This is a genomic window from Tropicimonas omnivorans, from assembly GCF_031846565.1.
In the GTDB taxonomy this organism is placed as follows: Bacteria; Pseudomonadota; Alphaproteobacteria; order Rhodobacterales; family Rhodobacteraceae; genus Tropicimonas_B; species Tropicimonas_B omnivorans.
On the sequence record NZ_JAVRHL010000003.1, the window covers coordinates 521,219 to 544,675 of the forward strand.

Sequence of the window (23,457 nt, forward strand, 5' to 3'; positions counted from 1 at the left end):
GATGGCGACAATCCTACTTTCAGCGGCCGGTGCGGCGGTCGGCGGCATGGTCGGCGGTTCGGTGCTCGGCCTGTCTTCCGCGATGATCGGAAGGGCGATCGGCGCGTCCGTCGGCCAGGCCATCGATCAGCGGCTGATGGGCTCGGGCAGCGAGGTCATCGAAGGGCCGCGGCTGGACCGGTACCGTATCACCGGGGCGAGCGACGGGGCGCCGGTCCGCCGCGTCTGGGGGCGCGTGCGGGTGGCCGGGCATGTCATCTGGGCGACCGAATTCAAGGAGCACGTCAAGAAGACGCGGCAGAGCGGCGGTGGCAAGGGCGGCGGTGGTGGCTCCTCCGTCACGACGAAGAGCTACAGCTACAGCGTCTCGCTCGCCGTGGCCCTCTGCGAGGGTGAGATCCTGAGGGTGGGGCGTGTCTGGGCGGACGGGATCGAGGTCCCTGCGGGATCGCTCGACATGCGGGTCTATACCGGCTCGGAGGATCAGCAGCCGGATCCGCGGATCGAGGCGGTCGAGGGCGAGGGGATGGCGCCGGCCTATCGAGGGATCGCCTACGTCGTCATCGAGGACCTGGCGCTCGGCGAATTCGGCAACCGGGTTCCCCAGCTGACATTCGAGGTCGTGCGGCCCGCGCAAGGGGAGGATATCCCTGACGCCGTACGGAGCCTGTCGGACGTCGTGAAGGCGGTGGCACTCGTGCCGGGGACGGGGGAGTACGCCCTTGCGACGACGCCTGTGCGACATGCGTTCGGGCTCGGGCGGAACGAGGCCGTGAACGCGCATTCGCCGCTGGGACGGACCGACTTCGCGGCGTCCCTCTCGGCCCTGGAGGAGGAACTGCCGAAGTGCGGCTCCGTCTCCCTCGTGGTGTCGTGGTTCGGAGGGGATCTGCGATGCGGCTCCTGCGCCATCGAGCCGAAGGTGGAGCAGCGGGACATCGACGGCGTTCCGATGGCATGGCGGGCAGGCGGCATCGGGCGCAGTGCCGCGAGGGCCGTGCCGCGGATGGACGAGCGGCCGATCTATGGCGGGACGCCGGCGGACGGCTCTGTCATCGAGGCGATCCGGGGGATCCGCGAGACCGGCCGGGAGGTGATGTTCTACCCCTTCATCCTGATGGATCAGGTCGCGGGAAACGATCTTGTGGATCCGTGGAGCGGGACGACGGGGCAGCCCGCCCTGCCATGGCGCGGCCGGATCACGACGTCCCTCGCGGCCGGACTCGGCGGCAGCCCCGACGGAACGGTTGCCGCGTCGGACGAGGTCGCGGCGTTCTTCGGGGCGGCGACGCCGGAGGATTTCGAGCGCACAGGGGGCGAGGTTCTCTACCATGGGCCGGACGAATGGTCCTTTCGCCGGTTCATCCTGCATTACGCGCATCTCTGCCGGCTGGCCGGCGGGGTCGACAGCTTCTGCATCGGCTCCGAGATGCGGGGGGTAACCCAGATCCGTGGGGCCGGCGGAACATATCCGGCTGTGGCCGAGCTTCAGCGTCTGGCCGCCGATGTGCGCCGGGTCCTCGGGGCGGACACGAAGATCGGCTATGCAGCCGATTGGAGTGAATATTTCGGTCACCACCCGCAGGACGGAAGCGGCGACGTCCGGTTCCACCTCGACCCCCTCTGGTCCGACCCGGCGATCGATTTCGTCGGGATCGACAATTACATGCCGCTGTCGGACTGGCGGGACGGCGAGGCGCACGCGGATGCGGAGTGGGGCAGCATCTACAACGCGGCATATCTTGAGGCGAACGTCGCGGGGGGAGAGGGCTACGACTGGTACTATCCCGACACGGAGGCGCGAGAAGCGCAGCGCCGGGTGCCCATCGAGGACGGGGCGTATGCCGAGCCTTGGGTGTTCCGCCCCAAGGATCTGCGGGGCTGGTGGGAGAACCCGCACCACGAGCGGATCGGAGGCGTCCGCCAGGCGGTACCGACGGATTGGGTGCCGGGCTCCAAGCCGATCCGGTTCACCGAGATCGGCTGCGCGGCCATCGACAAGGGGACGAACCAGCCGAACCGCTTTGTCGATGTCAAATCCTCGGAGAGCGGAACGCCGCACCATTCGGACGGCACGCGGGACGACCTGATCCAGGCGCAGTACCTGCGGGCGATGACGTCCTACTGGGGACGGACGGAGAACAACCCGGTCTCGGATCTCTACGGCGGGTCGATGGTGGACATGACGCGGGCGCATGTCTGGGCATGGGATGCGCGCCCGTTTCCGTACTTCCCGGCGCTGGGCGATGTCTGGAGCGACGGTGAGAACTACGGGACGGGGCATTGGCTCAACGGGCGAACCTCGGGCGAAAATCTCGGGGCCGTCGTCGCGGAGATCTGCATGCGGGCGGGGGCAGGCCTTCCGGATGTGTCGCGGCTTTACGGGACGGTGCGCGGGTTTTCCGTCGAGGATGGGCGGGAGGCTCGCGGGGTGCTGCAACCGCTGATGCTGGCCTATGGCTTCGAGGCGATCGAGCGGGACGGGCGGCTGATGTTCCGGACACGGACCGGCGCGCAGCCAGTGGCGCTGGGGGTCGATGATCTGGCCGAGGCGGACGGGATCGACGGCGCGGTGGAGCGTATCCGCGCGCCCAAGGCGGAGATCGCGGGGCGCGTGCGGCTGAGCTATCTGGAGGCGGAGACGGATTTCGAGGTCCGGACCGCGGAGGCCGCATTTCCGGGGGAGTCGGCACCGACGGTGTCCCATTCGGAGCTTCCGCTGACGCTGACCCCGGCGGAGGCGCGGGGCGTCGTCGAGCGGTGGCTGGCCGAGGCGCGTGTCGCGAGGGACGGAATCCGGTTCGCGGTGCCCCCCTCCCGGCTGGATCTGGGCGCGGGCGATGTCGTGGCGCTGGGCCCGGCAGGAGGCGACGGGCGCTACCGGATCGACCGGGTGGAACAGGGGGATGTGCGGCTCATGGAGGCGGTTCGGATCGAGCCGCAGGTCTACGTGCCGTCCGAGGCCGCCGACGCGCGGAGCGCGCCACGGCCATGGCAGCCCCCGATGCCGGTCGAACCGATCTTCCTCGATCTGCCGCTTCTCACGGGCGAGGAGGTGCCCCATGCGCCGCACGTGGCCGTGGCGGGCGATCCCTGGCCCGGGGCGGTGGCGGTCTATTCCTCGGGCGAGGATGCCGGCTACGCGCTGGATGCGGTCGTGGAGGCGCCGGCCTCCGTAGGGGTAACGGAGACGCCGCTTCTCGCCGCGGCTCCCGGGCGCTGGGATCTCGGCCCGCCGCTCCGGGTTCGCATGGCGCGGGGAACGCTGTCGAGCGCGGATAGGAAGGCGGTCCTCGGCGGTGCGAATGCGGTGGCGATCGGATCCGGCGCGCCAGGGGGCTGGGAAATTGTGCAGTTCGCAGAGGCGGTGCTCGTCGGGGCGGAGACGTGGGAGCTGTCGCGGCGGCTGAGGGGACAGGCGGGGACGGATGCCGTCATGCCCGCCGAGTGGCCCTCTGGGAGCCTCGTCGTGCTGCTGGACGGGACGCCCGAACAGATCCCGGCGGCCCTTTCAGCGAGGGGACTTGAGCGGCACTACCGGATCGGGCCCGCTTCGCTGCCGATGTCTGACACTGCCTACCTCCACCGGGTCGAGAGCTTCGACGGGACGGGGATGCGGCCCTACGCTCCGGCGCATCTTCGGGCGCGGGCGATGCCGGACGGGGATATCGAGATCGGCTGGATCCGGCGGACGCGGATCGGAGGGGACAGCTGGCAGGGCGAGGAGGTGCCGCTCGGGGAGGAGGCGGAGCGCTACCGGTTGCGCGTGCTGTCGCCCGGGGGGGCGGTTCTGCGCGAGACCGTGACCGAGACACCCTCCTTCATCTACGGCGCAGCTGAGCGGGCCGCGGACGGGCCGGGCCCGCTCACGCTCTCGGTCGCGCAGATATCAACGACGTTCGGTGACGGACCCCAGACGAGGATCGAGATCCATGAGTGACACGCCAAACATGTCCTTGCCGTTTCTGGCCCCGAGCCAGGCGCAGAAGCACGTCACCGTCAACGAGGCGTTGATGCGGCTCGATGCGCTGTCGCAGCTCACTCTCGTTTCGCGCGCCATCGCCATGCCGCCGAACACCGCCCAGGAAGGGGAGTGCTACGGCGTGCCGCCCGGGGCTACCGGGCCTTGGGCAGGGCATGGCGGCGAGATTGCCGTACGGTCGAATGGCGGTTGGGTGTTTGCCGTTCCGCGCGCGGGGTGGCGGGCCTGGGATGCATCGGCGGGACAGATCGTGGTCCATGACGGAGGGGGATGGACCCTGCCGCCGGCCGCCGGAATGCCGGGCGATGCGGGGCTGCGGCTGTCGAGCGAGGTGACGGAATGCAGCGTCACGGCCGGTGGGGCGCAGGGCTTGCCGGTCTTCATCCCCGCCGAAGCGATGGTGATCGCCTGCTCCGCGAGGGTCACGGGAGATCTCGGCGCGTCCCTGACGGGGTGGTCGCTGGGAACGCAGGCGGAAGCGACGAAGTTCGGTGCCGGCATGGGGCCGCTGACGGGATCCTATGCGAGGGGAGTGCTGGGCACGCCGCAGACGTTCTACGATGGCGCGCAGATCTGGATCGCGCCGGAAGGGGGCAGTTTCGACGGCGGAACGCTGCGCGTGGCGCTGCACCTGATCCGGGTGGACCTGCCGGCGGCATGATGCGGCCGGTCTTGCGGGGGGAGGTCTGGATGCCGGGGCGGGTTGACGGGGCCAACGCACGGCGCGCCGCCAAGGGACGGGTTCAGCCCAGCCGGGGCCGGAGCGATCCTGCGTCGGCCGCCTGACGGTGCGGTATGGCGCCGGGCGTGCGCTTCTGCGACCCCGAGTGGAGCGCCGCCTGGCGCGCCGGGCGGGGTGTCCTCGACGCCCGGGGGGTTTCCTCCCGGGGCTTGCCGCCTTATTTCGGGACCGGAGGAACCGCGGCAGGAGGATGACGCGATGCTGGAGAGCGAGCGGAGCGTGGCAAGTGTCGATCCCGTCTGGGATCGGATCGTCGCGGAAGCGGAGAAAGCCGTCGCGGACGAGCCGCTTCTCGGCGGGCTCATGCATTCCAGCATCCTGCACCATACCAGCCTCGAACGCGCGCAGGCCTATCGCATGGCCCAGAAGCTTGCCTCCAAGGAGATGAGCGAGCAGATCCTGCGGGAAATCGCCGATGAGGCGCATTCGGCCGTCCCGTGGCTCGGAGAGGCTGCGCGGGCAGATCTGTCGGCAGTCTACGATCGCGATCCGGCCTGCCACCGGCTCCTGCAGCCGCTTCTCTACTTCAAGGGTTTTCAGGCGATTCAGGCCTACCGCGTGGGACACTGGTTGTGGACCGAAGGCCGTGTCGACCTGTCCTATTTCATCCAGATGCGCGTGTCCGAGGTCTTCGGGATCGACATTCACCCCAACGCCGTCATCGGCAGGGGGATCATGATCGACCACGCGCATTCCATCGTCATCGGTGAGACGGCGGTGGTGGGCGACAACGTCTCCATGCTGCATTCGGTGACGCTGGGCGGGACCGGCAAGGAGCATGGCGACCGCCATCCCAAGATCGGCAATGGCGTCCTGATCGGGGCCGGGGCAAAGGTTCTCGGCAATATCAATGTCGGCTCCTGCAGCCGCATTGCGGCCGGGTCCGTGGTCCTGCACGACGTTCCCTCGTGCAAGACGGTCGCCGGCGTTCCGGCGAAGATCGTCGGCGAGGCCGGCTGCGATCAGCCCGCGATTTCCATGGATCAGCTTCTGGAACGCTGAGGCCGCGTCTTCGGCGCCAGCTGCCGACTGGGGGAGCCTCCTGCCTTGTTCCCAGACAGACGTGGGGCGGAGCGGACACGCAAAATTTGCACCTCCCTCTTGCGTGCTGCACCGCAGCATCCATATACCATCCAAGTGGATGGAGTTGGCTCATGCCGAAGATACACAGATTACCCAGTGGACAGGCCGACACCGAGAAGGTGACGATCAATCTCGGTCACGTCGACCTGGGACGGATCGACCTTCTGGTGCGCGAAGGCTTCTACTCGAACCGCACCGACTTCATCCGCTCCGCGATCCGGGGGCAACTTGCGACGGAAGCACGGGCGGTTGACCAATCTGTCGAGCGGCACCGGTTCGAGATGGGCCTCTTCGACATCTCGCGGTCCGATCTCGAGACGATGCGGGATGCAGGAGAGGTGCTTCATCTGCGAGTCGTCGGGCTGGCCCGGATCGCCGAGGACGTGCCCCCGGAGCTTGCGGCCGAGGCCATCGGATCCCTGAGCGTTCTGGGATCTCTTCAGGCATCGAAAGACGTCAAGGCGGCCCTGTCGGACCGCATCATTTGACGAGGGCGCGCCCCTCGCTGTTCAGGACTAAATGACATGACACATGATCTCGCGACGGCGCTCCGCCGGGCGCTCTCGAAGACGCGCGCCTCCGATCCCGCCGGAGCGACCGCCCTGATCCGGGAAGCCCTGTCCGGGGCCCCGGCGTCCGGGGCGGAGTGCGGCCCTTGTGCCGCGGTAGAGCGGGCCAGGGCAAAAGCACGATCGGGCTCGCGCACGATCCTCTCCGGCCTCTCCGGTTCGGCCCAGATGCCGAAGATGACAGGGCTATCCGGACTGATGGGGAAGGGGGGCGCGCGGCGTGGCCGGGCGGCGCCTGTTCCCGAGGGGGCGCGAGTGGAGATGCGCCGGCATGACGGGCCGGCCGGCGGGCGGGACTACCGCCTCTTCGTGCCGTCCCCGCGGGAGGGTGGATTCGCGGGACTGGTCCTCATGCTCCACGGCTGCACACAATCGCCAGAGGATTTCGCGCTCGGCACGCGGATGGATCAGGCGGCGGAAGAGGCGGGCTTCGTCGTGGCCTATCCTGCGCAGACGGGCGCGCATAACGCGCAATCCTGCTGGAACTGGTTCCGCCCAGAGGACCAGGGGCGGTCCAGAGGGGAGCCTGCGATCCTGGGCGACTTGGCGCAGGATCTGGCTGCGGAATTCGGCCTTGAAGGCCGCGTTCATGTCGCGGGATTGTCGGCCGGGGGGGCCATGGCGGCCGTGCTTGCGGAAACACACGGAGACCTCTTCGCAGCGGTGGGGGTCCATTCGGGCCTGCCGGCCGGTGCGGCGCGGGACCTGCCGTCGGCACTGGCAGCGATGCAGGGCCAGGTGGGCGGCGCGCGGCCCGCGGCCCGTCCTGCCATCGTCTTTCATGGGACGGCGGATCGCACGGTCTCCCCCGCCAACGCGGCGGCGCTCGTTCCGGGGGACGGTATCGTGACGGAGCACGAGCGCGAGGGACGGCGATGGACGCGGATGACCACGGCCCCGGGCTCCGAGCTCTGGATCGTCGAGGGGGCCGGGCATGCGTGGTTCGGAGGCGATGCCGGGGGGAGCCATGCCGATCCGGCAGGGCCGGACGCATCCCGCGAGATGCTGCGCTTCTTCGCCGAGCAGACAGCGACGTGACGCCGGGCCGGCGGGTCATTCCGCCCGTTCCCAGCGAAGCGCGGTGATTGACGAAAGACGCCCCCGCAGATGACTGCGAGGGCGTTTTCGTTGATCGTCTCTGGCCGCGTACGGCCCCCTGATCAGGCGAGCATGCCGATCGGATTCTCCAGATGGCCGACGATGGCTTTCAGGAGCTCCGCGCCGAGGGCACCGTCGATGACCCGGTGATCGACGGAGAGCGTGACGGACATGACCGTCGCCGTGGTCAGCTCACCGTCTTCGCCCACGATCGGCTTCTTCACGCCTGCGCCGACGGCGAGGATCGCGCCGTGGGGCGGGTTGATGACGGCGTCGAAGTTGTCGATCCCGAACATCCCGAGATTGGAGATCGCGAAGCTGCCGCCCTGATATTCCTGCGGCTGTAGCTTGCGGTCGCGGGCCCGGGCGGCGAGGTCCTTCATCTGGGCGCTGAGCGAGGACAGCGTGCGGCTCTCGGCATCGCGCAGGACCGGGGTGAAGAGACCGCCCTCGATGGCCACGGCCACCGCCACGTCGGACGGTTTCAGCTTCAGGATCCGGTCTCCGGCCCAGACGGCATTGGCGTCCGGCACCTCCTGCAGGGCCAACGCGCAGGCCTTGATAATGAAGTCGTTGACCGACAGCTTCACACCGCGCGCTTCGAGCTGCTTGTTCAGCGTGGAGCGGAATTTCAGCAGGGCATCGAGCTTGATGTCCCGGCGGAGATAGAAGTGCGGGATGGTCTGCTTGGCTTCGGTCAGGCGCTGGCCGATGACCTTGCGCATCCCGTCGAGCTTGACCTCCTCGGTCTCCCGGTCGGCATACATCTTGAGGACGGCATCCGTGCCGGGGCCGGACGGGGCTGCCTGCGGCGCCGGGGCGGCACCCGGTGCGGACTTGGGAGCATCTCCGGACGCGGCCTTCTGCGGCTGCGCCTCGGCGCCCTCCACGTCAGCCTTCACGATGCGGCCCTTGGGGCCGGAGCCCTTGAGCTGCGACAGGTCCAGGCCCTTGTCCTTCGCGATCCGGCGGGCGAGGGGGGAGGCGAAGATGCGCTCGCCGTCCTCGCGGGAGGCGGAAGCGGAGCCGGTCGGGGCCTTGGCAGGCGCGCCGCCTTCGTCCTTGGCCCCGGCGCCGCTATCGGGCATCGGGCCGCGGCCATACCCCTTTACCGGCTCGGTGTCCTCGGAAGAGCCGGCAGGCTCGACATGGGAGGACGCGTCGCCTTTGGGCGCGGAGGTCTCGCCGATGTCGTCCTTGCTTTCGCCTTCCTCGAGGAGGACGGCGATGGGCGTGTTCACCTTCACACCCTCGGTGCCTTCCTCGATCAGGATCTTGCCGACGGTGCCTTCGTCCACCGCCTCGAACTCCATCGTGGCCTTGTCGGTCTCGATTTCGGCCAGGAGGTCGCCGGAGGAGACGGTGTCCCCTTCCTTCACAAGCCACTTGGAGAGAGTGCCCTCTTCCATGGTGGGCGACAGCGCGGGCATCAGGATTTCGGTGGGCATCTCAGCTCTCTCCCTCGGCGGGGCGATCGGTCATGGACGAACGGTCGGACGTGCGGGCGGGGCGGCTCATGCGTACCCCTCCCCGGTTTCCTCGACGAATACGCGGCCCCAGGGCTCGCGAACGGTTCCGCCGGTTTCCCGCGCCGTCACGGCACCGAGGATGTGGGCGAGGTTGTCGCGGATCCAGAGGACGCGCTCCCCGTCCGTCGCCGCTTCCCCCAGCTCGTCATCGAGGAAATCGGCGGGAACGATCGCACGGTAGCGATTGTCGAGCCCGTCGAGGCGCAGCGCGAAGGCGCCGTTCCCCAGGGGCATGATCTGCTCGTCTTCTGCCATGATCGGCCCCCTTGTCAGCGGTAGGTTACGGCGTGGACGGCATCGAGGACTTCCTGCGTCGTCGTCAGCGCCAGCTTTTCGAGGTTGGCAGCATACGGCATCGGAACGTCCTTGCCGGTGCAGTTGATCACCGGGGCATCGAGGTAATCGAAGGCGTTCTGCATGATGTAGGCGGACAGGTGATTGCCGATGGAGCAGACCGGGAAGCCTTCCTCGACCGTCACGCAGCGGTTGGTCTTCTTCACGCTCTCGATGAGCGTGTCGTAGTCCAGCGGCCGCAGGGTGCGCAGGTCGATCACCTCGGCCTCGATCCCGTCCTCGACGAGCTTCTCGGCCGCTTCGAGAGCGTAGGTCATGCCGATGCCGAAGCTGACGATGGTGACGTCCGTCCCCTCGCGCCAGATCTTGGCCTTGCCGAAGGGGACGGTGTGATCCTCGATGTCCGGGACGTCGAAGGTGCGGCCGTAGAGGATCTCGTTCTCGAGGAAGACGACGGGGTTGGGGTCCCGGACGGCGGTCTTCAGGAGGCCCTTGGCATCAGCCGCGGAATAGGGCTGGACGACCTTCAGGCCCGGCACGGAGGAGTACCATGCCGCGTAGTCCTGACTGTGCTGCGCGCCCACGCGGGCGGCGGCGCCGTTCGGGCCGCGGAAGACCATCGGGCAGCCCATCTGGCCGCCGGCCATGTAGAGCGTCTTGGCGGCGGAGTTGATGATCTGGTCCATCGCCTGCATGGCGAAGTTGAAGGTCATGAACTCGACGATGGGCCGCAGGCCGCCGAAGGCCGCGCCGACGCCGAGACCGGCGAATCCGTGCTCCGTGATGGGCGTGTCGATCACGCGGCGGTCGCCGAACTCATCGAGCAGGCCTTGGGTGATCTTGTAGGCGCCCTGGTACTCGGCGACCTCCTCACCCATGACGAAGACCGCGCCGTCGCGGCGCATTTCCTCGGCCATCGCGTCCCGCAGCGCCTCGCGCACGGTCTGCTGCTTGAACTTGGTGCCTTCGGGCAGTTCGGATTCCACCGGCCTGCTTTCCTTCGGCTTCGCCGGGGCAGGGTGGTCCTTGCCGCCCGCGGGCGCTGTTTCGGAGCTCTGCTCCTTGTCGGAGGGCGCCGCGGCGGAGCCCTTGCCGGACGCATCTTCGATGTCGTCCGCGCTTTCGCCCTCCTCGAGGAGGACGGCGATGGGCGTGTTCACCTTAACGCCCTCGGTGCCTTCCTCGATCAGGATCTTGCCGATGGTGCCTTCGTCGACGGCTTCGAATTCCATCGTGGCCTTGTCGGTCTCGATCTCGGCTAGGATGTCGCCGGAAGAGACGGTGTCGCCTTCCTTCACCAGCCATTTGGCTAGGGTGCCCTCCTCCATGGTGGGGGAGAGGGCGGGCATGAGTACTTCTGTCGCCATGGTTCTGGTTCTCTCCTCAGGCGTCCTGCGGGGCCACGTCGGCGTAGATGTCGGTATAGAGCTGGTCGGGATCGGGCTCCGGGCTCTCGCGGGCGAACTCGGCGGCCTCGTTGATGACCTCCTTGGTCTCCTTGTCGACAGCCTTCAGCTCGTCCTCGGAGGCATGATCGCCGTCGAGAAGACGCTTGCGGACCTGCTCGATCGGGTCGCGCTCCTCCCGCATCTTCTGCACCTCGTCGCGGGTGCGGTACTTGGCGGGGTCGGACATCGAGTGCCCGCGGTAGCGATAGGTCATCACCTCGAGGATGTAGGGGCCTTCGCCCGCGCGGCAGTTCTCGACCGCCCGGCGGCCGGCCTCGCGCACGGCGAGCACGTCCATCCCGTCGACTTCCTCGCCCGGAATGCCGTAGGCCGCACCGCGCTCCCAGAGGGATTTCGACTTGGTGGCGCGCTTCACCGAGGTGCCCATGGCGTACTGGTTGTTCTCGATGACGAAGACCACCGGCAGGTCCCACAGCTCGGCCATGTTGTAGGTCTCGTAGACCTGACCCTGGTTCGCCGCGCCGTCCCCGAAATAGGTGAAGGTGACGTTGTCGGTGCCGTTGTACTTGTCGGAGAAGGCGAGGCCAGCGCCGATCGGGACGTTGGCGCCGACGATGCCGTGACCGCCGTAGAAGTCCTTCTCCTTGGAGAACATGTGCATCGAGCCGCCCTTGCCCTTGGAGTAGCCGTCGCGGCGCCCCGTGAGCTCGGCCATCACGCCCTTGGGGTCCATGCCGCAAGCGAGCATGTGACCGTGGTCGCGGTAGGTGGTGATGCGTTTGTCGCCGTCCTTCGCCGCGGCCTCGAGCCCGACGACGACGGCTTCCTGGCCGATATAGAGGTGGCAGAAGCCACCGATCAGGCCCATGCCGTAGAGCTGGCCGGCCTTCTCCTCGAACCGGCGGATCAGGAGCATGTCCTTGTAGTACTGGAGAAGCTCGTCCTTCGTGGCATCGGGCGGCGTCTTGCCCGAGCTTTTGCTGCGTGATGTCGTGCTTCGTGCGGCCATGTTTCGCGAACCCCTGCAACGAAATAGTTTAGTGCTTAACTAATCCGTAGCAGACCCCTCGCTACCCTGCATCCCCAAAAACGCGACCCTCCCGGCAAGCGCATTCCTGATCTGCGGCTGGCGGGACCGGACCCTCCCGGATCTGGGCCCGGATCGTGCCCGCGCGTCCTGTGCCGGCGGGCACATCACCAGTTCGTCAGTGGAGCGCGGGACTGGTTGCCAAATATACACCTCCTCTGAGCTATGGTGATCACCGGTTGAGTGCGAGGGAGGATTTTCATGTCAGTTGCCCATCTTTCGCTCCATTTGTCCCATAGGCAGGTCCTGTGTGCGCCTCGAACGGCCCTTGGAGCGGACCTCTCCGGACTGGTGATCACGATGAACAATCTGCCCTCGTCCTCACGGGGATCCATATTCGGCGAAGACGCCGGGCAGCGTCCGGGCAGCGTCCGCCCGGCGCGGGGCGCTGCGCGGCCTGACGCGGCATCTTTTCGATGATGTGCCTGCGGTCGTTCGGATACAGCGGCGAGCTGCTCGTGGCCGGCCTGATCTTCGCAGTCTTCCTGGCGGTGACGATCTGGACATGGCGGCGCCCGTTCGGACCGGGTCATGTGCTTTTCCGGGTCAGCAACGTTTCGCTCCTGGCCTGGATCGGGCTGTCAGCGATCCAGATTTCGGCGCTGGCGATCGAGTGTCAGATCTTCTGGATGTCCCTGACGGCGCCCGCAATCACGGTCCTCGTGACCTCCTGGACATTCTACCTGATCGAGTTCGGCCCGGTCAGACTGTTCCGCGGCGCCAGATGGCGGGGGCCGTATCTCGCCGCCGCGGGGCTTCTGGCGTTCGCCATCGGGGCGACAAATCACTGGCACAACGCCATGGTGACGGACCAGTCCGCGGCGGCCTGGATCGGCGGCAGGCTTGCCGTCGTCATCGACCGCGGTCCGCTCTTCCATCTCATCATCGCTCACAATTACACGTGGATCGTGGTGGCGACCGTGGTGTCCGTTGTGGGTTTCAGGCAGGTGAATCCAGCGTTCCGGCCCCTGTTTGCCTCGCTGCTTGCGATGACGGTTCTGCCGGTGGCGGCGAATATCGGCTACAACCTTTTCGGGATTACGGTGTTCGGCGTCGATCCGACGCCGTTCTCGATGGTCGCCTCGATCGTCACCTATGCCTGGGTTTTCGTCAACGGGCGGGCGCTGACGGCGGAGGTCGTGGGGGAGCGGCACCTGTTCCGGGCTGCCGAGGCGATCATGATCATCTGCGACAGGTCCGGCGAGATCACCTCGGCCAATCCCTACGCGCAGGACTATCTCGACGGGCCGCACGGGGCGGACGTCCGCGGCATCGTCCAGCGATTGACCGGGGATCTCATCGACGGGACGGGCATTCACTCCGACCGCCACGAACGCCTGGGGGAACGGGCCTTCCGTCCGCACGCGACCCTCATCGAGGACCCCGTCCATCCCAGCCGTCCGTTCCTCGGGTGGACGTTGACCCTGGTCGATGTCACCGAGGAGGAGGAGGCCGCGGCGGCCCTCCTCGCGGCGAAGGAGCAGGCGGAACAGGTGTCCAGGCTGCAGGCCCAGCTCATCTCCGTGATCAGCCACGAGCTCCGAACACCGCTGACCTCCATCAGCGGGACCCTCGATCTGCTCAATGCCGGCGTGATGGGACCGCTCGCCGAGCCGGGGAAACAGGGCGTCGCCGTGGCCCGGCGCAACTGCGCCCGGCTCACCCGGCTCATCAACGACCTTACGAACGCGCAGCAGATCGAGGCGAGGGAGCTCACCCCCGACTACGAGCTCGTCGAACTGGGCGAGATCGTCGCAGCCACCCTCAAGGCGATGGAGGAGGAGGCCCGGCAGTGCCAGGTGGAGTTCGCGTTCGATCCGGGCCCAGGATCGTGCGAGGTCCTGGCCGACCGCGTCCATCTCGCACATGCACTGAGCAACGTGCTGTCCAATGCCCTGAAGTTCTCCCCCACCGGCGGAACGGTTTCGGTCTGCGTCCTCTGCCGTGACGGATACGCCGATATCCAGGTTCGCGATCAGGGGCCGGGAATCCCGGAAGGATCGGAGGACCAGGTGTTCGGCCGGTTCGTCCAGCTCGACAGCTCGGCGACGCGGAGCTACGAGGGCACGGGCCTCGGCATGAACATCTCGCGCCTCATGATGGAGCAGATGGACGGGGAGATCTTCTACGACGCCGCGCCCGGTGGCGGCACGATCTTCCATATCCGGCTTCCGGAAGCCGCGCCTCAAAAGCTCTATGCCGTGTCCTGAGAGCCGGGCCTGAGCGCCGCGCCGAAAGGGCACGCACGGTGATCTGTGATGGAGCCGGGAAACCCGGCCACCCCCCGGGACCGGCCTAGTCGAAGATGACTTCGTCGGCGCGGACGAGGCCGAGGACGGACCGGGCCTGCTGATCGAGAAGGTCGATGTCGAGATACGAGTCGGACAGACGGTGCGTCTTGTTCTCGAGCGCGGCCACCTGGGCCTCCAGCTCGATCCGCTCGCGTTCAAGCGACCGTGTGGCCGCGTCGATCTCCATGCGCCGGAACAGACCGTAATCGCCCTGAACCGCCGCGAAGGTGAAATAGGCGCCGAGCGCCATTGCCAGCGTGAAGAACACCGCAGCGCCCACGCCGGGCCTCTTGCCCTTGCCGCCCATCTGGAAATCCGCCTCTGCCACATGCCTCGGGGCCGCCTCGTTGCTCGGGTGGCCTTTGGGCAGAAGATGCCACAGGGCGGCGCGATTGCCAATCGCGATCGTGACCCATGCTGCCCCCTGCATTTCGCCTTGCGCGCGCGCGCAGGCCGACTAGCCTTTAAGTTGAGGGAACAGGAGGAACGCGCGGCCATGCCACTACCACCTCTCAGCGATCTGGGGAGCCACGAGGTCACGAACCAACCCGGCGCGCCCGCCGATCTCGATCTCTGGGCGACGGATGCGCCCTTCCGGGATCACGTTGCGAGGTCCGGCGCGGATACCGCTCCCCTGATGCGGCTCGGCGCTGAGCTCGGACGGGAGGAATGGCGCGACAAAGCCCGCGCGGCGAACCGTAATGCGCCCGAGCTGCGCCTGTTCGACCGGGCCGGGCGGCGGCTCGACGAGGTTGCCTTTCACCCCGCCTACCACGACTTTCTTACGCTCGGCCTCGAGGCGGGCTACGCCGCCCGCGCCTGGTCCCGCGCGCCCGGCGGTCATGCGACCCATGCCGGCATCGTGTACCTGATGAGCCAGGTCGAGCCGGGCGTCTGCTGCCCCATGACGATGAGCTATGCCGCCGTGCCGGCTCTTGCGGCGGACGAGGCGCTGGAGGCGCTCTGGGCGCCGCGCCTGACGGCCGCCGCCTACGATCCAGCCATCGCGCCGGTGACGCAAAAGCGCGCCGCCACGATGGGCATGGCGATGACGGAGAAGCAGGGCGGCTCCGACCTCCGCGCCACGATGACGCGCGCGGAAAAGGCGGACGGCGCATGGCGTCTGACGGGACACAAGTGGTTCTGCTCAGCGCCGATGTCCGACGGCTTCCTGACGCTGGCGCAGGCACCGGGCGGGCTGACCTGTTTCGTCGTGCCGCGCTGGACGGAGGAGGGCCGCAATGCCATCCGCCTGCAGCGCCTGAAGGACAAGCTCGGCAACCGCGCCAATGCGTCGGCCGAGATAGAGTATGCCGGCGCCCGCGCCCATCGCCTGGGGGAGGAGGGGGACGGCGTGCGGACGATCATCCGCATGGTCCACCACACCCGGCTCGACACCGCCATTGCCCCGGCCGGCCTGATGCGCGCGGGGTTGGCGGAGGCGCTTCGCTGGTGTTCGGGGCGTACCGCCTTTCAGCGCAGCCTGATCGACGCGCCGCTCATGCAGACGGTGCTGGCCGATATCGCGCTCGACGTGGAGGGCGCGCTGGCGCTCGGCTTCCGTGTCGCGCAGGCCTTCGACGGGAAGACCGCCGAGGCGCGCGCCTTTGCCCGGATCGGTGTCGCGCTGGCGAAGTACCTGGCGAACAAACGCTGCCCCACGGTGCTTGCGGAAGCGATGGAGACGCTCGGCGGAACGGGATACGTCGAGGATACGCCGCTTCCGATGCTCTACCGCGAAGCGCCGCTCAACGGGATCTGGGAAGGGTCGGGCAACGTGATCTGCCTCGACATCCTGCGCACCCTTGCTCGCGACCCTGAAGCCAAGGCCGCGCTCGACGCGGAACTCGACGGCGCGCGGGGGGCGGATCGACGCTACGATGCGGCGCTCGAGGCAATGCGGGCCCGCTGGCCCGTCCCGCCGTCCGAGGGCGAGGCACGCGCCTTCGCCGAACGCGCGGCGTCGCTCCTGACCGCCGCGGTCTTGGCTCAACGGGCGCCGGCGGCCGTATCGGAGAGCTGGTGCGCCAGCCGGCTGGGGCAGGGGGATCGGGGGCTGACGCCGGGGTCGGCCGGCGGGATCGACGCGGCCGCGATCCTTGCACGGCTGACCTGAGGGTCAGCGGGGCAGAACGAGATCGGCGAAGACCGGGTAATGGTCCGAGGGCCAGATGCCGTCATATCGCCGCCGCAGGACCTCCGGGCCACCGGCGAGGGACACGCCGTCTGTCGCCGCGATATGGTCGATCGCGCCGAAGAGGTTCAGGCCCCGGTTCAGGTGGTAGGTCGCGCCGCGAACGCCGGCGAAGACAAGCCCCGCCTCTCGCAGGATCCCGGCTGTCCGCATCCATTCCATCGCGTTCAGATCCCCCATCAGGATCACCGGCTCCCCCGCCGCGATCCTCGGTGCCATCCGCTCGGCCACCAGCCGGGCGGAGCGGGTGCGGTTGCTGCCGCTGCGATACTCGAAATGAACGTTGACCACGGTAAATTCAGGCCCGCCCCGCCGGTCCCGGAGGCGCGCCCAGGAGGCGAAGGCGGGCCAGGAGCCGTCATAGGTCCGGGAATAGATCACGTCGGGCGTCTCCGAGAAGAAGAACCAGCCCTGATCCAGCGCGTCGAGGCGGTCCGCACGATAGAAGATCGGCTGGGTATTCGGGAACGAGGCGGGAGGCCCGGAGGCCGCGATAGCATAGCCCGGCAGAGCCTCGAGGAGGTCGTCCCGCGCGAGATTCACGTCGCCGGCCTCGCCGCCGCCGAAGCTCTCCATCTCCTGGAATGCGACGATGTCGGCGCCGATATCCCGCAGCGCCGCCGCCGCCGGACCCCGCCGCCGCGCCCAGTCCCCGATGGACCAGTCGCCCTCCTCGGCCCTGAGCCGGATGTAATGCACGTTCCACGTCGCCATCCGGAGCGCGCCGGGGGCGACGGAAGAGACGGGCGCGTCCGCGCGGTCCGACACGAGCGCGGCGCAGCCGATGAGGGCAAGGCTCAGAAGGGCGGCAAGAAGGGCGCGGAACGACGATGTCATGAGGGCCATCCTACCGAGGCCCGCCCGCTGCCGCGAGCCTTGATCGGCAGAGGGGCAGGGGCGCGCGGCGCGGGGGGTTACGCAAGGCTGATGTTTTAAACATGAACAAAACAGTTGAACATGCATCGACCTCATGCGAGCCATATGATCATGGATCAAGCGGTACCATACAAGACCGCATCCGATTTCCTGCAGGGAGTCCAACAGCCATGACCATCACACGACGTTTCATCCTCGGCGCCACGCTGGCGCTCACCGGCGCCGCCACCTCGGGCGCAGCCTCCGCCGATACGCTCCGCGTCGGCTCCTACCCGGCGAACCCGCCGTGGGAGTTCAAGAACGAAGCGGGCGAGTTCGAGGGCTTCGAAGTCGATATCATCAACGAGATCGCCGCCCGGATGGGCGATGAGACCGAGATCACCGGGCTCGACTTCCGCGCCCTCTTCGTCGCCAGCGCCTCCGGCCGGGTGGACGCGGTGATCTCCTCCCTGACCATCACCGAGGAACGGCTGGAATCGCAGGCCTTCACGCAGCCCTACTTCTCGGGCGCACTCGGCGTCGGGACAAGGGACGGCGCCGGCATCTCGACGATCGAGGATCTCGCCGGCAAACGCCTCGGCTCCATCGCCACCTCCTTCCCGGAGGCCTGGCTGCAGGAGCGCGAGGACGAGATCGGTTACGCCTCCTATTCCAGCTACGACAGCACGGCGAACCTGCTGACGGATCTGCGCAGCGGCCGGATCGAGGCGGCGGTGAACGACATTGTCGGCCTTCGCTATGCCTTCGCGCAGGGCAACATGCCCGGTCTCGACGTCGCGCTCGAGATTCCGACGGGCGACAAGTTCGCCATCATGATGCCGCAGGGCTCGGACAAGCTCGAAGCCGCCAACGAGGCGCTCTCCGAGATGAAGACCGACGGCACCATGGCCGAACTCTACGAGAAATGGTTCGGCGTCGCGCCCGCCGAGGACAGCCTCACGGTCACGCCGCTGCCGATCCCGACCTCGGCCGACTGATCCGGCCCGCCGGGTCCGGGGGGGCGGTTCGCGGCCCCCCGGACCTCGCTTCCTTGACGCTACAAGACAACGAAAGAGGCGCGGATGGACGTCTTCGAGATCTTCTTCAATCTTGACGTGATGCGCCGAGCGTTCCCGATCCTGATGCGGGGGGTGGTGAACACGCTCCTCCTCGGTGGCGCCGCGACGATCTGCGGCGGCATCCTCGGGGTCCTGATCTGTCTCGTGCGGCTCTACACGCCGAAGCCGTTCCGGCTGCTCGCGACGTTCTACATCGACGTCCTCCGGGCGATCCCGGTCCTCGTCGTGCTGATCCTCGTCTATTACGCGCTGCCGTTCGCCGGCCTCACCTTCTCGTCCTTCGTTGCCGCGACCATCGCCCTGTCGCTGGTCCTCGCCGCCTATACGGCGGAGGTCGTCCGGGCGGGGATCGAAGCGGTGCCGAAGGGCCAGTTCGAGGCCTGCTCCGCCCTCGGTCTGCGCTTCAGCGTGACGATGCGGAAGGTGATCCTGCCGCAGGCGCTGCGCATGATGATCCCGCCGCTTGCCTCCTACTGGGTGTCCATCATGAAGGACACGTCGCTCGCCTCGGTGGTGGCGATGGAGGATCTGCTGAAACAGGCGACCGACGCGCAGGCGCTCTTCGCCAACCCCACGCCGCTCCTCCTCGCGGCCCTCATCTACATCGCCTTTCTCTGGCCGATGGTCCGTCTCACGGGCTGGCTGGAGCAGCGCTACAACCGCTCCCGTCGCTAGGACGCGGCCGCCGCGATCTGCGCCACGCTGGTCTCGATGAGACGGCGACGGGCGTCCAGGTTGCTCCAGCCGTGGTCCGTGCCGTCATAGGTCGAGAGCGTGGCCTGCGGCCAGATTTCGGCGTATCGCTCTGAATAGCGCGGATCGACGACCTCGTCGTGCCGGCCGTGGTGGAGGTGCACCGGGCCGTCATAGGCGGCGAGCCCCTCAAACGCATCGTACCCGGTCATTCCCTCAAGGAACGCAGGACCGAGCGCCTGCCCGGCGAAGTCGAAGGCCTCCCCGCGGCGGAGCGGATCGATCGGTTTGCCCATGATCGCGCCGCTGGCGATATCGTCGACACTGGCGGCCGCGGGCGCCCAGAGCGTTACGCTGCGAACCGTGCCGGGACGCCGGCCCGCCAGCGTGGCCAGTTCCATCCCGCCGAGGGAATGCCCCGCAAGATGGACGGGGCCGCCCGCGAGATCCGCCATGGCGGAGAGCTGCCCGATCTCGTCCGGCACCGAGATGTCGAAAAAGGCGCCGTCGCTTTCCCCATGTCCTGCCCGGTCGAAGGCGAGAACGTCGAGGCCTTCCTGCGCCAGGGCGCGGGCGAACTCCACGAGGAGCCGCCCCGGCCCGATCCTGTCGCCGCCGAAGCCGTGGGCGAGAAGGACGGTGCCGCGCCCGGCCCCCGCATATCGCGTCCCGCGCAGGATCAGTCCGTCGTGCTCGATCTCGATGGGGCGCATGTCGGCACTCTCCCTTGAACAATTTCGCCCACCGCCTCGCGCCGGGCCGTCCGCAACGGCTGCGCGGCGCCCGTGGTTCCCGCGCCGCCCTGCGCGGTGGGGCAGGACACCGCCGCCGGCGGCCCATCGCGACGCCCGGGCGTGGGCCGTCCCTTTAGTGGACCTTCGCGCGCCGGTCCAGTAAAGCACGGGGCAAGTTAAGGAGGACGATCCGAATGGCCGACCAGAAATTCCCCGATGTCGTGTATACCAAGGTGGACGAAGCGCCGGAGCTCGCCTCCGCCTCGCTTCTGCCCATCATCCGCAGCTTCGCCACTGCCGCCGGCGTCTCGGTCGGCCTCAAGGACATCTCGCTCGCGGGCCGCATCCTCGCGCTCTTTCCCGAGCGCGTAAAAGAGGATCGCCCGGACGATCTGAAGGCCCTTGGCGACTGGGTGAAGAACCCCGACGCCAACGTCATCAAGCTGCCCAACATCTCCGCCTCGGTGCCGCAGCTCGTCGCCGCGATCCGCGAATTGCAGGGCCAGGGCTTCGATCTTCCGGACTATCCCGAGGAGCCGCAGACCGACGAGGAAAAGGATGCCCGCGCCCGCTATGACGCGGTGAAGGGCTCCGCGGTGAACCCCGTCCTGCGCGAGGGCAACTCGGACCGCCGCGCCGCCGTCGCCGTGAAGAACTACGCCATGGCCAATCCCCATTCGATGGGAGACTGGTCCTCGGACAGCAAGACCCATGTCTCCGCGATGTCCTCGGGTGATTTCTACTCCAACGAGACCTCGCTGACGCTGACCGAGTCCCAGGGTGGCCGCGTCTCGATCGAGCACCAGGCCGAGGACGGATCCGTCACCGTGCTGAAGGAGGTCGAGTTCCCGGCCGGCACCGTGGTCGACGCGACCTACATGTCCGCTTCCGCGCTGGACGCGTTCCTCGCCGAGCAGATCGAGAAGACGAAGGAGGAGGGCATCCTGTTCTCCCTCCACCTCAAGGCCACGATGATGAAGGTCTCCGACCCCATCCTCTTCGGCCACGCGGTGCGCGAATTCCTCAAGCCCGTCTTCGAAAAGTACGGCGACGAGATGAAGGCCGCCGGGATCTCCCCCAATGCCGGCCTCGGCGATCTGATGGCCCGTCTGGCCGACATGCCGCAGAAGGCGGAGATCGAGGCCGAGATCGAGCGTGTCATGAAGGAGCGTCCGCCGCTCTACATGGTCAACTCGGACCGCGGCATCACGAACCTGCACGTTCCCTCCGACGTCATCATCGACGCCTCGATGCCCGCCGTGATTCGCGCTGGCGGCAAGGGCTGGGGGCCCGACGGTGAGCCGGCGGACGTCAACTGCGTCATCCCGGACAATTCCTACGCGCCGGTCTATGACGAGGCGATCCGCTACTTCAAGGAAACCGGGGCTCTCGATCCCACCAAGTCGGGCACCGTCCAGAACGTCGGCCTGATGGCGCAGAAGGCGGAGGAGTATGGCTCCCACCCGACCACCTTCGAGATTCCGAAGGCCGGCACGGTGCGCATGAAGCTCGCCTCGGGCGAGGTCCTGCACGAGCACCGGGTCGAGGCCGGCGACATCTGGCGCTCCGCCTCCGCGCGCAAGGCCGCGATCGAGGATTGGGTGCAGCTCGCCATCGACCGTCAGAAGGCCGAGGGCTGCGAGGCGATCTTCTGGCTCGACGCCGAGCGCGCCCACGATAAGCAGCTGATCGACTTCGTGAAGCCGATCCTCGAGGCCGAGGGCGTCGCGGGCAACTTCAAGATCCTCGCCCCGCGCGAGGCGACCCGCGCCACGCTGGAGACGATCCGCAAGGGTGAGACCTCCATCGCGGTCTCGGGCAACGTGCTGAGGGACTACCTGACCGACCTCTTCCCGATCCTCGAGCTCGGCACGTCGGCCAAGATGCTCTCTATCGTGAAGCTGATGAACGGCGGCTGCATGTTCGAGACGGGCGCGGGCGGCTCCGCGCCCAAGCACGTCCAGCAGCTGCAGGAAGAGAACCACCTGCGCTGGGATTCCCTCGGCGAGTTCTGCGCGCTCGGGGAGAGCCTGAAGTTCCTCGGCGACAAGAACGGCAACGAGAAGGCCCGCCTGCTCGGCCGCGCCGTCGAGACGGCGACGCAGGGCATCCTGGACCACGGCCGCTCCCCGGGCCGCAAGGCCGGCCAGCCGGACAACCGCGACAGCCACTACTACTTCGCGCTCTACTGGGCGAAGGCCCTCGCCGGGCAGGACAATGACGCGGAGCTTGCCGAGCACTTCACTCCCATCGCCGCCGCGCTGGAAGAGAACGGGGACAAGATCATCGAGGAGCTGCGCGCGAACCGTGGCGCCGCGGTCGATCTGGGCGGCTACTACAACACCGACCCCGAGAAGGTCGCATCGATCATGCGCCCCTCGGAGACGCTGAACAGCATCATCGGCTGAACCAGCCGGAGCGTTGCAAATGAAAGGCGGCGGGGCAGGGGCTCCGCCGCCTTTTTTCATGCGGATCGGGTCCCGGCGGTCATGGCCGCGAGCGGGGCACCTTTCATCCGGCCCCGTGCGGCCGCTCCTCGCTGACCGGATCCAGACCTGCCTCGGCGAAGACGGAGGCCGCCGCGCCCGTTCTCAGGAACGCCAGGAACGCCGCCGCCGCCGCGCGCATCTCTCCATCAAGGCCGAAGCCCGCGCCGAAGACGAAGGTGCGGTCGAAATCCGGCGGGAGGGGACCGGCGATGGAGATGCCGGGGATGGGAATGAGTTCGCTCATCTGCTGGAAGCCCAGATCCGCCTCGCCCCGCGCAACGACCCGCCCGACGCGTTCGGAGTAGATCGTCCGGGCCGTCTTCGCCATCTCGTCCGCAATCCCGAGGGCAGGGAAGACCTCGCCCGAGAGGTAGATCCCGCTGGCGCTGGCCGCATGCGCGACGGATCCTGCCGCAAGGAGGGCGCGTCTCAGCGCCGGGGCGGTGGAGATGTCGGGGACCGGCTCCCCCTGCCTCACCGCGGCGCCGATCCTCGATGCCACCAGTGGTACGAAATCGCCGGCAAAATGCCCCTCCGCGGCGTAGCGGGCATGGGCGGAGGCGGCGAGAAAATAGAGGTCGAACCGCTCACCGGCCTTCAGCCGCGTCGGAATGGAATCGTGTGCGTCCCCGAGCGAGGAGCCGAAGGCGATCTCCACTTCGCATTCATATGACGGAAGCAGTGCTTCGATGGGGGCGGCCTGCGCGCCCGAGGTCACGATCCTGAGCGGGCGGCTCACCGGCCGCCCATCCCCCGGGAGCGCGCTCAATGCCCCATGATCATGCCTTCCAGGGCATCCTTCTCCATCGCGACCTCGGTCAGGCGGGCCTTCACCACGTCCCCTTGGGTGATCATGCCGACCATGTGCCCCTCCTCGACCACGGGCATGTGGCGGAACCGTCCCTCGCTCATGCGCAGTAGCACGCTCTCGGCCGTGTCCGAGCGGGCGCAGGTCTGGATGTTCTCCGTCATCATCGCCTCGACCTTGTCGTCGAGGCAGGAGGGCCCGCGCTGTCCGATTTCCCGCACGATATCCCGCTCGGAGAGGATGCCGGCCACGTGGTCGCTGTCCGCTGAGACGACGACGGAGCCGATGCGCTTGTCTGACAGAAGCCGGGCGGCCTCGGCCACACTCGCCCCCGGTGCGATCGTGACGACGCCATCCCCCTTCGACGCAAGGATCTGCGATACCAGCATGACGTCTCCTCCTCGATAATCATGTCGTATCGATCAGGGGACCGCAGGGTGCGGCATCGTGTCAATACGAAACCGATTGACCGGCTGAAGAACGCCCGTCTGCGTTAATCAGGAACATCGACTGCGCGGGCC

Annotated in this window: 19 protein-coding genes; 10 read left to right on the plus strand and 9 right to left on the minus strand. The window is 67.9% G+C overall.

Annotated features, from left to right (window positions below; all coding sequences use genetic code 11):
* Nucleotide 1 precedes the first annotated feature (1 nt).
* The 5 genes from RM543_RS13090 (at nucleotide 2) to RM543_RS13110 (ending at nucleotide 7,414) form a co-directional block, all read left to right on the plus strand.
* The gene (locus RM543_RS13090) at nucleotides 2–3,940 is read left to right on the plus strand and encodes a baseplate multidomain protein megatron (protein ID WP_311692348.1); all 3,939 of its coding nucleotides are present in this window, start codon (nucleotides 2–4) and stop codon (nucleotides 3,938–3,940) included.
* Complete coding sequence (locus tag RM543_RS13095; RefSeq protein WP_311692350.1) at nucleotides 3,933–4,643, plus strand: DUF2793 domain-containing protein; 711 nt, start codon at nucleotides 3,933–3,935, stop codon at nucleotides 4,641–4,643. Before RM543_RS13090 ends, RM543_RS13095 begins: the two co-directional genes overlap by 8 nt.
* Nucleotides 4,644–4,922: 279 nt before the next feature.
* Nucleotides 4,923–5,726, plus strand: coding sequence for a serine O-acetyltransferase (gene cysE / locus RM543_RS13100; protein ID WP_311692352.1), 804 nt, complete (start codon nucleotides 4,923–4,925; stop codon nucleotides 5,724–5,726).
* Nucleotides 5,727–5,878: 152 nt separating this feature from the next.
* On the plus strand, nucleotides 5,879–6,295 hold the full coding sequence (locus tag RM543_RS13105; RefSeq protein ID WP_311692354.1) for a CopG family transcriptional regulator: 417 nt from the start codon (nucleotides 5,879–5,881) through the stop codon (nucleotides 6,293–6,295).
* Nucleotides 6,296–6,331: 36 nt separating this feature from the next.
* On the plus strand, nucleotides 6,332–7,414 hold the full coding sequence (locus RM543_RS13110) for an extracellular catalytic domain type 1 short-chain-length polyhydroxyalkanoate depolymerase (protein WP_311692356.1): 1,083 nt from the start codon (nucleotides 6,332–6,334) through the stop codon (nucleotides 7,412–7,414).
* Between the two features lie 122 nt (nucleotides 7,415–7,536).
* Here the strand turns inward: RM543_RS13110 and RM543_RS13115 are convergent, their stop codons facing one another.
* The 4 genes from RM543_RS13115 to pdhA all read right to left on the minus strand — a co-directional run bounded on the left by RM543_RS13115 (nucleotide 7,537) and on the right by pdhA (nucleotide 11,715).
* Complete coding sequence (locus RM543_RS13115; protein ID WP_311692358.1) at nucleotides 7,537–8,922, minus strand: pyruvate dehydrogenase complex dihydrolipoamide acetyltransferase; 1,386 nt, start codon at nucleotides 8,920–8,922, stop codon at nucleotides 7,537–7,539.
* Nucleotides 8,923–8,988: 66 nt separating this feature from the next.
* Nucleotides 8,989–9,258, minus strand: a complete 270-nt coding sequence (locus RM543_RS13120) for a hypothetical protein (protein WP_311692360.1) — start codon at nucleotides 9,256–9,258, stop codon at nucleotides 8,989–8,991.
* 14 nt (nucleotides 9,259–9,272) lie between these two features.
* Nucleotides 9,273–10,664, minus strand: coding sequence for a pyruvate dehydrogenase complex E1 component subunit beta (locus tag RM543_RS13125; protein ID WP_311692362.1), 1,392 nt, complete (start codon nucleotides 10,662–10,664; stop codon nucleotides 9,273–9,275).
* A 16-nt stretch (nucleotides 10,665–10,680) separates the two neighbouring features.
* Nucleotides 10,681–11,715, minus strand: coding sequence for a pyruvate dehydrogenase (acetyl-transferring) E1 component subunit alpha (pdhA, locus tag RM543_RS13130; RefSeq protein WP_311692364.1), 1,035 nt, complete (start codon nucleotides 11,713–11,715; stop codon nucleotides 10,681–10,683).
* A 494-nt stretch (nucleotides 11,716–12,209) separates the two neighbouring features.
* Here pdhA and RM543_RS13135 point away from each other — a divergent pair, with 494 nt between their 5' ends.
* Nucleotides 12,210–14,003, plus strand: coding sequence for a sensor histidine kinase (locus tag RM543_RS13135; RefSeq protein ID WP_311692366.1), 1,794 nt, complete (start codon nucleotides 12,210–12,212; stop codon nucleotides 14,001–14,003).
* 85 nt (nucleotides 14,004–14,088) lie between these two features.
* Here the strand turns inward: RM543_RS13135 and RM543_RS13140 are convergent, their stop codons facing one another.
* Entirely contained in the window at nucleotides 14,089–14,391 is a 303-nt protein-coding gene (locus RM543_RS13140; protein WP_311693358.1) for an FtsB family cell division protein, read from the minus strand.
* Between the two features lie 189 nt (nucleotides 14,392–14,580).
* On the opposite strand from RM543_RS13140, the gene RM543_RS13145 reads away from it, so the two are divergent.
* The gene (locus tag RM543_RS13145; protein WP_311692368.1) at nucleotides 14,581–16,200 is read left to right on the plus strand and encodes an acyl-CoA dehydrogenase family protein; all 1,620 of its coding nucleotides are present in this window, start codon (nucleotides 14,581–14,583) and stop codon (nucleotides 16,198–16,200) included.
* A gap of 3 nt (nucleotides 16,201–16,203) precedes the next feature.
* On the opposite strand, the gene RM543_RS13150 is transcribed toward RM543_RS13145, so the two are convergent.
* Nucleotides 16,204–17,115, minus strand: a complete 912-nt coding sequence (locus RM543_RS13150) for an endonuclease/exonuclease/phosphatase family protein (protein WP_311692370.1) — start codon at nucleotides 17,113–17,115, stop codon at nucleotides 16,204–16,206.
* A gap of 209 nt (nucleotides 17,116–17,324) precedes the next feature.
* Here RM543_RS13150 and RM543_RS13155 point away from each other — a divergent pair, with 209 nt between their 5' ends.
* Both RM543_RS13155 and RM543_RS13160 read left to right on the plus strand, forming a co-directional pair.
* Nucleotides 17,325–18,131: an ABC transporter substrate-binding protein gene (locus tag RM543_RS13155; protein WP_311692372.1), complete on the plus strand. Its 807-nt coding sequence runs from the start codon at nucleotides 17,325–17,327 to the stop codon at nucleotides 18,129–18,131.
* Nucleotides 18,132–18,215: 84 nt separating this feature from the next.
* The gene (locus RM543_RS13160) at nucleotides 18,216–18,887 is read left to right on the plus strand and encodes an amino acid ABC transporter permease (RefSeq protein WP_311692374.1); all 672 of its coding nucleotides are present in this window, start codon (nucleotides 18,216–18,218) and stop codon (nucleotides 18,885–18,887) included.
* On the opposite strand, the gene RM543_RS13165 is transcribed toward RM543_RS13160, so the two are convergent.
* Complete coding sequence (locus RM543_RS13165; protein ID WP_311692376.1) at nucleotides 18,884–19,618, minus strand: alpha/beta fold hydrolase; 735 nt, start codon at nucleotides 19,616–19,618, stop codon at nucleotides 18,884–18,886. The two genes, RM543_RS13160 and RM543_RS13165, sit on opposite strands and share 4 nt — an antisense overlap.
* A 215-nt stretch (nucleotides 19,619–19,833) precedes the next feature.
* Here RM543_RS13165 and RM543_RS13170 point away from each other — a divergent pair, with 215 nt between their 5' ends.
* Nucleotides 19,834–22,047 carry an NADP-dependent isocitrate dehydrogenase gene (locus RM543_RS13170; protein ID WP_311692378.1) on the plus strand — a complete coding sequence of 738 codons (2,214 nt, stop codon included), beginning with the start codon at nucleotides 19,834–19,836 and terminating at the stop codon, nucleotides 22,045–22,047.
* 103 nt (nucleotides 22,048–22,150) lie between these two features.
* Here RM543_RS13170 and RM543_RS13175 read toward each other — a convergent pair whose 3' ends face one another.
* Together RM543_RS13175 and RM543_RS13180 are read right to left on the minus strand one after the other, a co-directional pair.
* Nucleotides 22,151–22,867, minus strand: a complete 717-nt coding sequence (locus RM543_RS13175; RefSeq protein WP_311692380.1) for a substrate-binding domain-containing protein — start codon at nucleotides 22,865–22,867, stop codon at nucleotides 22,151–22,153.
* Between the two features lie 26 nt (nucleotides 22,868–22,893).
* Entirely contained in the window at nucleotides 22,894–23,325 is a 432-nt protein-coding gene (locus RM543_RS13180) for a CBS domain-containing protein (protein ID WP_311692382.1), read from the minus strand.
* Between the last annotated feature and the right edge of the window lie 132 nt (nucleotides 23,326–23,457).

Excerpts from the sequence above, each read along its gene's own strand:
- RM543_RS13090 (WP_311692348.1), top strand. The coding sequence starts at position 2 with ATGGCGACAATCCTACTTTCAGCGGCCGGTGCGGCGGTCGGCGGCATG.
- RM543_RS13095 (WP_311692350.1), top strand. The coding sequence starts at position 3,933 with ATGAGTGACACGCCAAACATGTCCTTGCCGTTTCTGGCCCCGAGCCAG.
- cysE (WP_311692352.1), top strand. The coding sequence starts at position 4,923 with ATGCTGGAGAGCGAGCGGAGCGTGGCAAGTGTCGATCCCGTCTGGGAT.
- RM543_RS13105 (WP_311692354.1), top strand. The coding sequence starts at position 5,879 with ATGCCGAAGATACACAGATTACCCAGTGGACAGGCCGACACCGAGAAG.
- RM543_RS13110 (WP_311692356.1), top strand. The coding sequence starts at position 6,332 with ATGACACATGATCTCGCGACGGCGCTCCGCCGGGCGCTCTCGAAGACG.
- RM543_RS13115 (WP_311692358.1), bottom strand. The coding sequence starts at position 8,922 with ATGCCCACCGAAATCCTGATGCCCGCGCTGTCGCCCACCATGGAAGAG.
- RM543_RS13120 (WP_311692360.1), bottom strand. The coding sequence starts at position 9,258 with ATGGCAGAAGACGAGCAGATCATGCCCCTGGGGAACGGCGCCTTCGCG.
- RM543_RS13125 (WP_311692362.1), bottom strand. The coding sequence starts at position 10,664 with ATGGCGACAGAAGTACTCATGCCCGCCCTCTCCCCCACCATGGAGGAG.
- pdhA (WP_311692364.1), bottom strand. The coding sequence starts at position 11,715 with ATGGCCGCACGAAGCACGACATCACGCAGCAAAAGCTCGGGCAAGACG.
- RM543_RS13135 (WP_311692366.1), top strand. The coding sequence starts at position 12,210 with ATGATGTGCCTGCGGTCGTTCGGATACAGCGGCGAGCTGCTCGTGGCC.
- RM543_RS13140 (WP_311693358.1), bottom strand. The coding sequence starts at position 14,391 with ATGGGCGGCAAGGGCAAGAGGCCCGGCGTGGGCGCTGCGGTGTTCTTC.
- RM543_RS13145 (WP_311692368.1), top strand. The coding sequence starts at position 14,581 with ATGCCACTACCACCTCTCAGCGATCTGGGGAGCCACGAGGTCACGAAC.
- RM543_RS13150 (WP_311692370.1), bottom strand. The coding sequence starts at position 17,115 with ATGACATCGTCGTTCCGCGCCCTTCTTGCCGCCCTTCTGAGCCTTGCC.
- RM543_RS13155 (WP_311692372.1), top strand. The coding sequence starts at position 17,325 with ATGACCATCACACGACGTTTCATCCTCGGCGCCACGCTGGCGCTCACC.
- RM543_RS13160 (WP_311692374.1), top strand. The coding sequence starts at position 18,216 with ATGGACGTCTTCGAGATCTTCTTCAATCTTGACGTGATGCGCCGAGCG.
- RM543_RS13165 (WP_311692376.1), bottom strand. The coding sequence starts at position 19,618 with ATGCGCCCCATCGAGATCGAGCACGACGGACTGATCCTGCGCGGGACG.
- RM543_RS13170 (WP_311692378.1), top strand. The coding sequence starts at position 19,834 with ATGGCCGACCAGAAATTCCCCGATGTCGTGTATACCAAGGTGGACGAA.
- RM543_RS13180 (WP_311692382.1), bottom strand. The coding sequence starts at position 23,325 with ATGCTGGTATCGCAGATCCTTGCGTCGAAGGGGGATGGCGTCGTCACG.